General features: G+C 26.5%; 18 protein-coding genes. All 18 read right to left on the bottom strand.

Features of this window, described 5'->3' with window-relative positions; genetic code table 11:
• Positions 1-299 precede the first annotated feature (299 nt).
• The 18 genes from ACTG46_RS22005 to ACTG46_RS21920 all read right to left on the bottom strand — a co-directional run bounded on the left by ACTG46_RS22005 (position 300) and on the right by ACTG46_RS21920 (position 12,083).
• Positions 300-974 carry a hypothetical protein gene (locus ACTG46_RS22005; protein ID WP_479924434.1) on the bottom strand — a complete coding sequence of 225 codons (675 nt, stop codon included), beginning with the start codon at positions 972-974 and terminating at the stop codon, positions 300-302.
• An 8-nt stretch (positions 975-982) separates the two neighbouring features.
• Positions 983-1,489 carry a dUTP diphosphatase gene (locus tag ACTG46_RS22000; protein ID WP_479924433.1) on the bottom strand — a complete coding sequence of 169 codons (507 nt, stop codon included), beginning with the start codon at positions 1,487-1,489 and terminating at the stop codon, positions 983-985.
• Positions 1,490-1,652: 163 nt separating this feature from the next.
• Positions 1,653-2,105 carry a helix-turn-helix domain-containing protein gene (locus ACTG46_RS21995; RefSeq protein WP_107612919.1) on the bottom strand — a complete coding sequence of 151 codons (453 nt, stop codon included), beginning with the start codon at positions 2,103-2,105 and terminating at the stop codon, positions 1,653-1,655.
• 8 nt (positions 2,106-2,113) lie between these two features.
• On the bottom strand, positions 2,114-2,608 hold the full coding sequence (locus ACTG46_RS21990; RefSeq protein ID WP_479924432.1) for a crossover junction endodeoxyribonuclease RuvC: 495 nt from the start codon (positions 2,606-2,608) through the stop codon (positions 2,114-2,116).
• The gene (locus ACTG46_RS21985; RefSeq protein WP_479924431.1) at positions 2,599-3,180 is read right to left on the bottom strand and encodes a guanylate kinase; all 582 of its coding nucleotides are present in this window, start codon (positions 3,178-3,180) and stop codon (positions 2,599-2,601) included. The genes ACTG46_RS21990 and ACTG46_RS21985 overlap by 10 nt, the downstream gene beginning before the upstream one ends.
• Positions 3,181-3,182: 2 nt before the next feature.
• Entirely contained in the window at positions 3,183-3,497 is a 315-nt protein-coding gene (locus ACTG46_RS21980) for a hypothetical protein (protein WP_479924430.1), read from the bottom strand.
• Between the two features lie 34 nt (positions 3,498-3,531).
• A complete protein-coding gene (locus ACTG46_RS21975; RefSeq protein ID WP_479924429.1) occupies positions 3,532-4,374 on the bottom strand; it encodes a PD-(D/E)XK nuclease family protein in 843 nt (280 codons plus the stop codon).
• A 76-nt stretch (positions 4,375-4,450) separates the two neighbouring features.
• Positions 4,451-4,660, bottom strand: a complete 210-nt coding sequence (locus tag ACTG46_RS21970; protein ID WP_107612914.1) for a hypothetical protein — start codon at positions 4,658-4,660, stop codon at positions 4,451-4,453.
• A gap of 264 nt (positions 4,661-4,924) precedes the next feature.
• Positions 4,925-5,167 (bottom strand): hypothetical protein, encoded by a 243-nt coding sequence (locus tag ACTG46_RS21965; protein WP_479924428.1) that lies wholly within the window; start codon positions 5,165-5,167, stop codon positions 4,925-4,927.
• Positions 5,164-5,691: a spore protease YyaC gene (gene yyaC / locus ACTG46_RS21960; RefSeq protein ID WP_479924427.1), complete on the bottom strand. Its 528-nt coding sequence runs from the start codon at positions 5,689-5,691 to the stop codon at positions 5,164-5,166. Before yyaC ends, ACTG46_RS21965 begins: the two co-directional genes overlap by 4 nt.
• Before the next feature lie 27 nt (positions 5,692-5,718).
• The gene (locus ACTG46_RS21955) at positions 5,719-6,162 is read right to left on the bottom strand and encodes a hypothetical protein (protein WP_479924426.1); all 444 of its coding nucleotides are present in this window, start codon (positions 6,160-6,162) and stop codon (positions 5,719-5,721) included.
• A gap of 5 nt (positions 6,163-6,167) precedes the next feature.
• A complete protein-coding gene (locus ACTG46_RS21950) occupies positions 6,168-6,983 on the bottom strand; it encodes a DUF7666 domain-containing protein (RefSeq protein WP_479924425.1) in 816 nt (271 codons plus the stop codon).
• Positions 6,984-6,997: 14 nt separating this feature from the next.
• Complete coding sequence (locus ACTG46_RS21945; protein WP_479924424.1) at positions 6,998-7,273, bottom strand: hypothetical protein; 276 nt, start codon at positions 7,271-7,273, stop codon at positions 6,998-7,000.
• A 31-nt stretch (positions 7,274-7,304) separates the two neighbouring features.
• Positions 7,305-7,757 (bottom strand): hypothetical protein, encoded by a 453-nt coding sequence (locus tag ACTG46_RS21940; RefSeq protein ID WP_479924423.1) that lies wholly within the window; start codon positions 7,755-7,757, stop codon positions 7,305-7,307.
• Between the two features lie 52 nt (positions 7,758-7,809).
• On the bottom strand, positions 7,810-8,055 hold the full coding sequence (locus ACTG46_RS21935; RefSeq protein ID WP_479924422.1) for a hypothetical protein: 246 nt from the start codon (positions 8,053-8,055) through the stop codon (positions 7,810-7,812).
• Between the two features lie 155 nt (positions 8,056-8,210).
• On the bottom strand, positions 8,211-8,585 hold the full coding sequence (locus ACTG46_RS21930; RefSeq protein WP_479924421.1) for a hypothetical protein: 375 nt from the start codon (positions 8,583-8,585) through the stop codon (positions 8,211-8,213).
• Positions 8,586-8,621: 36 nt separating this feature from the next.
• Complete coding sequence (locus ACTG46_RS21925) at positions 8,622-10,802, bottom strand: adenosylcobalamin-dependent ribonucleoside-diphosphate reductase (RefSeq protein WP_479924420.1); 2,181 nt, start codon at positions 10,800-10,802, stop codon at positions 8,622-8,624.
• A gap of 135 nt (positions 10,803-10,937) precedes the next feature.
• Positions 10,938-12,083, bottom strand: coding sequence for a DNA sulfur modification protein DndB (locus ACTG46_RS21920; RefSeq protein ID WP_284182673.1), 1,146 nt, complete (start codon positions 12,081-12,083; stop codon positions 10,938-10,940).
• Positions 12,084-12,181: the final 98 nt, after the last annotated feature.

The raw sequence follows: 12,181 nt of genomic DNA, 5'->3' as shown, positions 1-12,181 counted from the left end.
CGTCACCCCTCCTATCAAAGTTTGTATATTTATTATACCATACAGATAAGGCAAAAAATAGTGATTTTAGCTGACTTTTAACTGACTTTTTTAAATATTTTATTTATATAATTATTGAAATAACTTAATTTAACGATAATAAGGCATAGAATCAACTCTTCTATGCCTTACACTATCACTTTATTGTTTTTTTATATTTTCCATTTTAAGCAATCATATTTCTGAACAGGATTAATTATAAGCATCATTTTTTTTAGAGCCTTAAAATGGAAAATAGAATGCCTATTTTTATTTTATACTTAATCTTCAGTTTTCTCTGGCATTTTAATCATGTATCCACAATCATCGTTAGTGCATAGAACAAATGCTTCATCGTAATCGCAACTAAGTTCCCATTCTGAACCACACTCAGGACAATTATAAGGGATTTTATCTCCATCATCTTCATCGCTATCTGTCAAATTAACATAATCATCATATTTAAACATATTAGCACCTCCAAAATTAGTATTGAGGATATTATATCTCTTTATCTGATTTTCTTCAACAACAAATTTCTCTCCAGTCTCAGTATCTTCTAAACAATATAATTTTTCACAAGTATAACCCTGATAATAATTAATCTTTTCTATTAACCTACATATCTTTTTATTCAATTCATCACATATCTTTTCTAATATCTCACAAGAATTATATAGATTACTTATCTCTTCGCCAAATATACATCTATGGCAAGTTTTGTCTTTACATTTAAATATAATGTCATTAACTTCTTTTAGTATTTCAATTTGTTTATCAAATTCAATATTTGAATAAGATAGATTGAGAGATTTTCTTGTTTCTTCTAACCACCAACACAATGTTTTTTCTATTTTATTTGTAATTATACTTTTGTTTAATATACAATTATTACATTTTAGATTGCAATTTCTATTAGATTTTAATACATCTATAACATCTTTAATAGTATACATATAACCTCCTATCTTATACCAGTACTTCCAAATCCATCATTTCCTCTCTCAGAGCCAGTCAATTCCTCTACAACTTTTAATATAGCTCTTGGAACTTGTTGAAATACTCCTTGTGCAAGTTTAGTATGCTTAGGAATAACAATGTCGAAATCCTCTTCATTATATGTAATTATTTTAATTTCACCTCTATACCCTGAATCCACTGTGCCTAATCTTACAGTTGGATGTGCTATGAAACTTTTTCTAATTTGCTTTTTAGGTTGCACTTTATCATACACAGTCACATCTCTTGTAAATAACAATCCTTTTAAACTTATACCACTTCTAGGTCTGACTTGCATTTCATAACCATATGGAATTTCTAGAGCTATACCTGTAGGTATCGCTACTGCTGACCTAGCTGGAATTATAGTGTCTTCTAATGTATATAAATCAATTCCACTATCCCCTTCTTTCGCATAAGATGGAACTATTGCATTAGGATTTAATTTCTTTATTTTAACATTTATACTCATTAATTTAATATCTCCCTTTATTTAAATCGTCATTAGATTTATCTAATGCGTAATATTAGTTTTGTTATTTCTTATTGTTAATTCTTATTGTTATAGTATCAGTTCTGCTACTAGGCTAGTATTGAAATTGATACTACCCTAGTATTAAATTTGATACTCACTTTTAATTTTGAATTGAAGTATCTAGCTTTAAATCACCTAAACAATTATCCATATCTATTATTTCTTCTATCTCTAAATTTTCGTTTATTTTACTTTTCTCAACTACTGATTTTATATAGTTTATTAGATAATAATTATTAAATCCTGTACCTACTTTTCTTTTATTAATCTTTATAAGTTTTAATTTCTGTAGTATTTTTAACTTATTAGATACTGTATTTCTATTTAAGCCTGTTGCTCTTTGTATTGTATCATAAGAAGGAAATACTTTTTCTGTTGCTCTATTATAACAATTACATAAGTATAGATATAAATGTATTGCTTTACTATCTTTAAGTACAAATATACCTCTACATACTAAGAAAAAGTTGGAATCCATTTCCCTATATGGTGCTACTTCTAATTTATACTTTTTAGTCAATTCTTCAAATTTTACCGCTTTAAGATTATACATGCTATTTTCTATATAATATCACCAACCTTATTCAAATATGCTATTCCAAGAGCTATAGCATCATATATATCACTTGTTTTAGCCTTACAAGCCCTATCAATGTATTCTCCAATATCAATAATATTTTCTCTTACATATGCAGCCACTTCTTCCTTTTTAGCTTTACCATTATTCATAAGATATTTTCTAATAGAAACTGGATACATATATCCAATCTCTATATTATTTAATTTAACAGTTCTCATTATTGCTCCTAAGAGTTTTCTTAAACTAAGAATTGTTTTAGAATTTCTGGAAGTGAATTGGTCTTCAACTAAGACTATTTGAATATTATAAGTTACAATTAACTCTTGAATAGTATTACAGATATAGCACATTCGCTCATCTTCAGACTTGAATTTATCCTTTTTGGTTGTTATTTTTCCATATTCTAATACTTTTTTATTTCTATTTATAACTGCCCATCCAGTTGAGGACATGGATACATCTAAGGCTAAAACCATTCGATTCCCTCTTTCATATGTATTTTAACTTGCTCTACTGCATTAATTAGGTTAGTATTGTTTGGTATTGCAATATACTTTTCATTATTTAGAAAGTCTTTAAATTTAAACTTATCATCTTTTAATCTTCTCTCAATTTCCTTAAAATTATCACCTCTACTAATAAGCCTTTTTCTTAATACAATTTCATCTGTATTTATAAAAAATGGTACTAACTTAGTTTTTGTCCCCATAAAATATTTTTCTAGTGCCTTATATCCACTTGCATCCACTATAGCTAAAGCATATTTTTTATTTTCTAATTCAGATTTATGTATTCCGTATAGCCAAATGCTTCCATCATGAACTATATATTTTCTCATTTCAATAAAGTTACTTTTTTCTCCCTTAAAGAAATTATTGTCTACAAAATGATATGCTTTATTGATGATTTCTAAGTAATTACGAGGAGGTCTTGTTGTATGTGATATTAGAATTGGAATATTGAATTGCTTTGAGATTTCACTCACTATGCTATCTTTGCCTGAACCTGAATATCCTAAAAATACAAATATATTTTTTAAGTTTTTCATATTTATAGTTCTACCTTACATTTAAATACATTAGGATTATCAATAATCACTTGATGAAGCCCTTTACTTAATATATCTACTAAATATTCCTCATCTTCACTCTCTATACATCTATCTCTAAATATACAATGAAATAATTCATGTAGAAATGTTGCTTCTTTTACTCTTTCTGATTGCAAATTGGTAGATAACTTAATTGTTTCACTTCCATAGTCAGCCAATCCATAACATAATTGATTATTTACTAGGATTGGCTCTTCTGTTTCTTCTATTTTATAGAATAATCCCCCTACTTTCACTTCTTTTGGTATATTCATTTAAACACTCTCCATTCTTATTAAAATTCACATTTTATTGTGATTTAGATTTTCTAAACCCATTACTTTCCTTATGTTTACAACCTTTTTCATAATGAGAGCATAAAGTTCTACAAAAGAATTGATTACTTTTGTCATCATTTTTGCACCAAACACTCTCATCGTTGAAATCTAGCTGATTTATTTGATTTACTGTGTTAGTAAGAAAGTCAATTAATTGTTGCTCTAGCTTTTTAGTATATTTAATTGTTACTATAGCTCTTTCATATTCATTTATATTATCAATCTTATTTCTTTCAATTAATGTTCCATTAACATTTTTCATATATTTACACATATCAAAAGCTACATATTTAATTGTTTTATTTGGATATTTTTCTTTAAGATACATTGCATATAAGATGAGCTGCATTGATTTCTTTGGTAGGTCTTTTTTAGAAAATTTACTACTGGATTTGTAATCTATAACATAGATTTTATTACCTATCATGTAATACAAATCTATGTATCCTCTCATTGTAATTCCATTAATATCAAATTCGAAGTATTCTTCTATATAGTATTTATCACATTCAATTGGTGTAAAATTTTCTAAATAATGTAAAATACATTCTAAATAATTAATTCTTGAATTTGGTGTAGGAAAGTTGTAATCCATTAGATTTGCATATTCTATAACTTGATTATATTTTTGAATGGCTTCTTGATTTGTTATTTTTCTTTGTTGTAATTGTTCTAGTAAGCTATGTAATTCATTACCATAATAACCATAACAATTTTGTTCTCGATTTAAATTTTTAATATATGTAAGATAATACTGGAATTGGCATATGTGAAATGTACTTAACTTACTGAAACTATATAGCTCTTTTTCCATTAACTCTCCCCTTTCAAAAAAATAGAGAGCCATTAATTAATAGCTCTCAACCCTCAGTTCCTTAAAAAAATATATATTAGATAATATTCTCTAGGATGCTATTAATTCCTCTAAAACGTTTATTAAATTCTATTTCAGTATAATAAGATGTCTTTCCTGATGTGTCTTTTACTGCAAATATTTTACCATATTCAGATATACTTATTTCATTTAACATGTACTTATTATCCAATGTTAGTGGCATGTCATTTAATTCTACTTTACTTATATAATCTCTTATTTCCAATTAATTCACCTCACTTTACATCTTCTTCACAATAATTCCTTAAACTGTTTATAAAGTTTTCTGTAACGTCAAACCCAGCTAACATCATTGAGAAAAATATTCCTATAGAGGTTATGATATCCAATAGATACTCTTCTATGCAACTTGGGCTAGAATAAAATCCGATTTCTGTGTTCTTTCCAAAATATAGACTATATGCAAAGTTAAAAATCAGGAAAAGTATTACTAAATATAAGGCTCTATATTTACAATTAATTATTTTTTTTATTTTTCATCACACACCTTTTTTATATCTTTAATCTCCCAAGAGTAAATTAATTTCTCTGATGCTCTGTATTTTTTACTTGTATCCAGTCTAACAAGTAGCTCTTTTGCTTCTTTAATTCTTCCTGTACAAATTTTTTCATCTATATCTTTATCTGATTTATATTTTATTTCTATCAAATCTCCTGTATATAAGACTAAACCATTTTTTAATAATATTTCTTCTCTAACTTCTTGTATCATACAATCATCCTTTCTTCTTTTTCTAATAATATTGATATTAAAGATTTAGATATAACATCAGCTAAATCTAAGATGAGATTATTATCTGAAAAACTATATATATCACATCCATTTTTACCTACAATCCCGATTATTGAATAATCACCAACTGATTGTAACTTCTTATGTACCCCTGAACCTGGTTTAACAGGCTCATCCCTAATTATAATTGTACCTTTGTCTGAATGTTTACTTAAAGCAGCATCAATAGCTAATATATTTGAATTTGGATATTTATTTTTTATTGACTGTATTTTATATTCTAAATTTACAGCATGTATTGCATCTCCAAGCACTCCAAATATTTGGTTTTTAATAGCAGACCTTTTTAATATACTTCCAACCATAGGTGCTAATGAGTCAGCTAAATTTCTATCACTTCCTATACATACTATTAAAGTATCATTATTTACAATGTTTCTTAAGTTCTCTGATGTTTTTGATATAACATTTATATTGTTATAACTTATTTTTAATATGTCCATATAACACCTCCTATTAAAACTAACTTTTTAATCTAAATAGCTAACATCTAAAATCCAGTCACCAACTATTTCAAAAGCACATAATATTTGTTTACCATAATCAGATAGCCATGACCCCCAAATACTACTACCATGTTCTAATAACCCATATGAATTAAAAGCATTTAATATAAATTCTTGTATCAAATTATTTTTACTACCAATTATTCCACAAACATTATTAAACTCTATTTCAAATATGTAACATCTTTCTGCGTATTCTAAATTACGATTTTTTTCTTTATTTTGTATTGCAGTCAATACTCCTTTTATCATAAAAGATACATCTTCAGGAGAACCACAACCACAAAAGTTCATTATTTCATATCTTAGATGTAATATCATTTTACTTGCTATTTTTTCTAATTGATAATTATCATATATATTCATTTCTTTTAACTTAATCAAATCTATTTTATTTATTTTGTCCATATTATCTACCTTCTTTCTATATATTGCTTTCTTATATCTTTCATAAGTAAATATACTGACATATCTTTAGATAAATTTTCTTTTGAATATGCTATTGCTTTATTTAAAATTTCTAATATTTCATAATAATTAAGACATTTATCAAACAGCATCTGAGAAAATGTGTCTGAAAATCTAATCTTTTTCATTTGATTCATAAACATTCTATGATAATATTCTTGTGCTCCTAATTTACGTAGGGCATACCATTCAAATTTAGTATTTATTCCAGGAAAAATACTTCGTATACGTACTTTTAATTCATCAAAAGCTACTTCTTTTAAAAATATTATTTCTTTAGCAACTATTTTATTTAGTCTACAAATACCTGAAAATCCAGATGGAGGTCTACCCAGTTCTCCATATTTATTTTTGTCAGCTTTTTTAACCAGAGCTTTTACTTTAAAAAATCTATTACTTAAATCCAAATCATAATAACCAAATACATCCTCTAAATTTAAGCATAAATGAAAACCACAATTACATACATTAATATCATCTCCATTCATGCTATAAGTTTTATTTAGTTTATACTGAAAATCTCTACATTTCATATTTTCATCTGTACCTTTATATCCTTCAACCCAAACCCATTCATCTTCTTCTGACTTCTTTTTCTCTTTTTCTAATTCTATACTTAATCTCTCAATATCTAGTAATTTTTTCTCCATTGCTTTATCATATTGTATACTGTTATTTGGTTGTTTAGGTGGAGGTGGTGGAACTTTTTCTTCAGTTATTTTTACATTTCTACCATATTTTTTGTTGAAGATATCAAACACAATATCACCTCACTTTATTGTTTAGAGACTATTTTAATTTTATATCCTAATTCACTTTCTATTTCTTCTTTAGTCATTAATTTAGGATTGCTTTCTAACTCTTCTTTTTTTGGTAAGCGTATAAAATAATAATCAATTGGTAAGCAATTTTCTCCTTTAATCTTATGAAAGAGTTGAAAAAAACTAGTATCTACCACTGTATGTACTTTACCTTTTGTATAATTTCCTATGCTATTCCTACAATATAACCTATTTCCTATATGTATATCTTTTATTGATAAACTTATCATACATTCTACCTCCAATTCATATTAAAATATATTACTCACTTTCTATTAATGGGTTACTATAGTAATTTGCCAACATAATACATTCGATAATTCCTCTTTCTGTTTCATCATATTTAGACATGTCTGGATATATTCTATCTCCATTCTTTTTTATACAAATCTCTAGCCCTAAATTATAAAATGACTCATTATTAAATAAACTCATTGCTATTTTATTAGAAGTATTTTTATCTACTAAATAAACACCAATTAATTTATTTTTATCTATATATTTCTCTAGACTTTGATAATAAACAATTCCTATTCCCGATGTATCTAACACTAATTTATCACAGTTATGATTTTTAAATATTTTGTATATTTCAAAGATAAATTTATCAGATGTTGTATCTCTGTTAGATAATTCTCTAATGTACCCTCCATCAAGAATGCAAATACACATATTTTTTAATAATAAATCTACACTTATGCTCATTATCTTCATTATATATCTCTCCCTTATTTATAAAATTCTAGTTCATATTAAAACACATATTTTATTTCATAAATTCCTCCCATAAATAAGAATTATTAGAATCAACATTATATTCTGGGTCTATTTTATCTGCTTTAATATTTTCAATTAACCATTTAATACCTTCTTCTTCTGAAGAAAATACTATTTTTCTCCCATCTTCATCATATTTAAATCTTTCTGAAGAATACTCATAATAATCATCTGGATATACTATAAGTAATGTCACTTTATTTTCATAACTTATAAAAGGATAATATGCAGGCATAATATCTCTCCTTTATTTTTTTTATATTTTTGCTATGCTTTAAATCTAATTTCAGATTTAAAATTTATAATATCATATTCTAATATCTTTCTTCTCCTCTGTTGCTCTTTAAGAAATTTAGTAGTAAATTCTTCTTTGGTCATAACAGTCACACTCTAAATATATTTTTTTATTTCTAGTAAATAATTAAGTATAATTTTTTCTGGAAATGTCTTTGCAGTTATTATATTTATTGATTGTATAATTATAAAAACAGCAGAAAAGATTATAATAAGCAAACCAGTAGTTGCATATAAAGGGAAATCACCTTCATCATATTTCAAATCTATATAAATTAATAAAGCACCAACAATTATTCCAATTACACATATAATTATCCAAAATATACTTATATCTACCTCATAATTAATATATTTAGTAGTTAATGCTTCCAAATATGGAATTACATTCTTGTTAGACCAGTCAATAGTCATTCCAAGTCTATCACTTAGATTATCTAAAATTTTTATAATTTGTTCACTAAATTCCATTTAATTCACCTCCAAAGAGGGAATATTCCCTCTCAATTAATTACATTTACTCCACCCACAGTTTGGACAAGTCATGCATCCTTCCATCATTTGAATTTCTAACCCACATTCAGGGCATTTTGGCTTAAATTCTTTAGATTCTTCCACTTTTTCCCCTTGTTTTTCTTTAAGAAAATCTTTTATAGCATTTAAAATAGTTATGCCGCAATGGTTACCTCTATCTAAAATATTACCTTTTGCTCTACTTGCAGCAAAACTAGGACAAGTGTTTACCCCTTCTAAAGCCTTTTCTATATTATCTAAAGTTCCTCCTAACCTAAGTATTCCAGACATTGCGATTGTAGTAGATTCAAGAAGTTTTTCACATCCACCTGAACCAGCTTTTTTTACATATAGTTCTTGTATACTTTTTTCTTTTTCAGAATAAGATATAAACAAAACTAATTTCCCACAACCAATATGTAGTTTTATTTTAGATAAAGATGAATCACTTGCTATAGGTTTCCAATCTCCTCTTTTTAATTCTTTCATATTATTGATATTATTGGTTGTAAGAACTCCTTCACGCTTACATCCAGCTCTATATATCGTTAATCCTTTTAATCCATTAACCCATGCCAATGAATATAATTCTTTAATTTGTTCAATTGTTGCTTCATATGGTAAATTTACAGTAGATGAAATACTTGCATCTATATGTTTTTGAAATGCTGACTGCATTAAAATACGTTCTCTTGGTGTTAACATTGTTGCTGATACAAAATAATTAGGAAGTGCTTTTTCATCTTCAATGTTATTTTCTTTCATATATTTTTGAACTATAGGTGTGTAAACTTTATAATATTTTTCTTTATCATGCAGACTTTCTGTTTTCCTAGTATAAGAAAATGCAAAGATTGGTTCTATTCCTCCAGATATTCCTAACATAGTTGATATGCTTCCAGTAGGAGCTATTGTTAAAAGTTGTGAATTTCTAAGACCATATTTTTCGATTAATTCTAATGTTTCATGAGATGCATTTTCTTGAATAAATTCTGATTTTAAAATACATTGTTTATATTTTGGATATGTGCCATATTTTTTTGATAATAATGCTGATTGTTTTAATGTTTCATCTGCTAGGCATTTTCCTATCACATTACATAATTCAATAGCCATTTCTGAACCATATCTTACGTTCATTTTTATAAGCATATCGGCTATTCCCATTACTCCAATGCCAATTTGTCTATAATCTCTAACTGTATCTCTTTGGATTTTTAATGGATGTAAAGGTAAGCCTTCATCTAAAACATCATTCATTGCCTTTACTACTGCTTTTATATCTTTTCTAAAATCATTATAATTAAAAGTTTTATCTTCTTTGACATATTCACTTAAATTAAATGAACCTAAAAGACAACTGCCTCCTGCTGGAAGTGGCTCTTCGGCACAGGGATTTACACCTGCATATTCAAACTCATCATCTTCACTCAATAAATTATAATTATTTATTTTGTCCCAAAATAAAATTCCTGGCTCTGCATAATTCCAATTATTTTCACATAGTTTATTAAATAGTTCTTTAGCATTTATTTCTTTAACTATAATTTCACCAGTTTCTTCTCTTGTAAAAGAACAATTATACATTGGATTTGAATCTATTCCTGTAGCTTTTTGCATAAATTCATCTGTTATTTTTACAGATATATTTGCTTTAGTAATTTTGTTTAAATCCGTTTTAATATCTATGAATTCTTCAATATCTGGATGTTTTACATCAAGAGATATCATAAGAGCTGCTCTACGACCACTCTGTCCTATTGTCTCAGCGACTAAAGAATATGTATCCATAAAGGAAACTGCCCCAGTTGTAGACTTGGCTGAATTATTTACTTTTGCTCCTCTAGGTCTTAATTTAGATATATCAATTCCTACTCCTCCACCATAGCTAAATGTCCTAGCTAAATCACTACATGTTTGATATATATCTTCAATAGAATCATTTGTGGGTAGAACATAACAATTTGAGTAAGTTATCTTTCTACCATCTTTATATAATCCTCGATTAGCTAATATTCTCCCTCCAAATAAGAATTTCTTATCTATAATTAATCTTTTTATGTCCTCATTTCCATTTGAGATTCTGTCAATCCAATTATCAAAAGTTTCTTTTTGGTTTCTGTATTTATTGTTCCAAATGTTTTCTTGCATCTCATTCATCTTCCATTTTTGCATATATACACCTCTCATTATATTTTATTTAGTTGTTGATATTTTTCTAATTAAATCAACTTTAATATAAGTATAACATTCAACTAAATAAAATGCAATATATTTTTAATAAAAGATTAGAATAAATCTAATCTTTTATTAATTGTCTATTTTTTGTTGTTGAATAACAAATTGTTCTAAGTAAATATCTTTTATTGTTTTTCTTGTCCCATTATTATTAATAATACTTAAACCATTGTTTGTTTGTCTCATAACTCTACTCCATATAGGACTACCCTTGTCTAAATCGATATATTTTATGCATTGCATTTTTTCTTTCCAGTTCGAGTGTCTCCATAAATATAGATTATGGGCAAGAGCCAAATAAGCATAAAACATAAAATTTTCGCAAGTTAATGATACTTCTTTTGACATTTTTCTTCCTTCATAAGTTAGCATTTCAGGATATATTTTTATTAACTCTTCAAAGAACTCTCTTAAAAATCTAAAATATTCATCTTCCATTTCTTTATTTTCAATGTCACTAAAGGAATTTTTAAATGCAGTTACAAGAGTATTTAAAGTTACAATATTCATTTCATCATTTCTTGAAATAGATGTTTTAACCATATCTATTTTATTTTTCAATGCACCTTTTTCATTTAATTTTATCATAATTCTATTAACAGCATCTTGCTTATTAAAAGATTCGATTCTTGATTTAGATATTGCTTCATGTAAATTTAATTGCCAAAAATGTTCCATTGCTGTATTCATATTGTGACAAGTTATAAGAACAGGAAACTTAAGATTTTTAAGAATATCTATCATTTTATTTCCTTCTTCTCCTCCTATTACTAGCGCATCCTGATATATGTTATGCATAGCCTTAGTTCTATGTTGTCCGTCTTGCATACACATTAATCCAGACATTATAATCAGCTCATATGTATCTTTATCATAAATTATATTTCCCTTTTCTCCTTTTTCATCTAATATATTTATTGCCAGTTGGTCAGGGAAATACTTTTCTTGCAATATCTTTTTCTGTATAGCCTTAACTCTTGTTTTATTAAAAACTGCTTTATATTTAAATGTCCCGTTTGATTGTTTTTGAGGAACTACTCCTCTTTGAGTGATAGGATAGTAAATTATTTTTTGTTCATTCCACAATTCCGCTATTTCATATGCAGACATATTTATTGTCCACATATCTTTATACAGATGTTCAACGTTCTTAAATATATAGTTTTTAGTAAGTTTATGCTCGTTAGGATTATATATATTATCAAATGTTATAGCCATTAATATCACCTCTTATTTATATTCTTCTAACTATTATTATATACTATAACCTTGAAAATATAAATATTGAAATATATATATTTTTTATTTAGTTTATA

This window comes from Clostridioides sp. LIBA-7678 (genome assembly GCF_056716065.1).
This window is presented reverse-complemented; position numbering and strand designations above follow the sequence as displayed.

Bases quoted from the DNA above. Each gene is read 5' to 3' on its own strand.
- ACTG46_RS21995 (WP_107612919.1), bottom strand. From the start codon at position 2,105: ATGTATAATCTTAAAGCGGTAAAATTTGAAGAATTGACTAAAAAGTAT.
- yyaC (WP_479924427.1), bottom strand. From the start codon at position 5,691: ATGGACATATTAAAAATAAGTTATAACAATATAAATGTTATATCAAAA.
- ACTG46_RS22005 (WP_479924434.1), bottom strand. From the start codon at position 974: ATGTATACTATTAAAGATGTTATAGATGTATTAAAATCTAATAGAAAT.
- ACTG46_RS21985 (WP_479924431.1), bottom strand. From the start codon at position 3,180: ATGAAAAACTTAAAAAATATATTTGTATTTTTAGGATATTCAGGTTCA.
- ACTG46_RS21980 (WP_479924430.1), bottom strand. From the start codon at position 3,497: ATGAATATACCAAAAGAAGTGAAAGTAGGGGGATTATTCTATAAAATA.
- ACTG46_RS21975 (WP_479924429.1), bottom strand. From the start codon at position 4,374: ATGGAAAAAGAGCTATATAGTTTCAGTAAGTTAAGTACATTTCACATA.
- ACTG46_RS21955 (WP_479924426.1), bottom strand. From the start codon at position 6,162: ATGGACAAAATAAATAAAATAGATTTGATTAAGTTAAAAGAAATGAAT.
- ACTG46_RS21945 (WP_479924424.1), bottom strand. From the start codon at position 7,273: ATGATAAGTTTATCAATAAAAGATATACATATAGGAAATAGGTTATAT.
- ACTG46_RS21935 (WP_479924422.1), bottom strand. From the start codon at position 8,055: ATGCCTGCATATTATCCTTTTATAAGTTATGAAAATAAAGTGACATTA.
- ACTG46_RS21940 (WP_479924423.1), bottom strand. From the start codon at position 7,757: ATGAAGATAATGAGCATAAGTGTAGATTTATTATTAAAAAATATGTGT.
- ACTG46_RS22000 (WP_479924433.1), bottom strand. From the start codon at position 1,489: ATGAGTATAAATGTTAAAATAAAGAAATTAAATCCTAATGCAATAGTT.
- ACTG46_RS21990 (WP_479924432.1), bottom strand. From the start codon at position 2,608: ATGGTTTTAGCCTTAGATGTATCCATGTCCTCAACTGGATGGGCAGTT.
- ACTG46_RS21930 (WP_479924421.1), bottom strand. From the start codon at position 8,585: ATGGAATTTAGTGAACAAATTATAAAAATTTTAGATAATCTAAGTGAT.
- ACTG46_RS21965 (WP_479924428.1), bottom strand. From the start codon at position 5,167: ATGATACAAGAAGTTAGAGAAGAAATATTATTAAAAAATGGTTTAGTC.
- ACTG46_RS21925 (WP_479924420.1), bottom strand. From the start codon at position 10,802: ATGCAAAAATGGAAGATGAATGAGATGCAAGAAAACATTTGGAACAAT.
- ACTG46_RS21920 (WP_284182673.1), bottom strand. From the start codon at position 12,083: ATGGCTATAACATTTGATAATATATATAATCCTAACGAGCATAAACTT.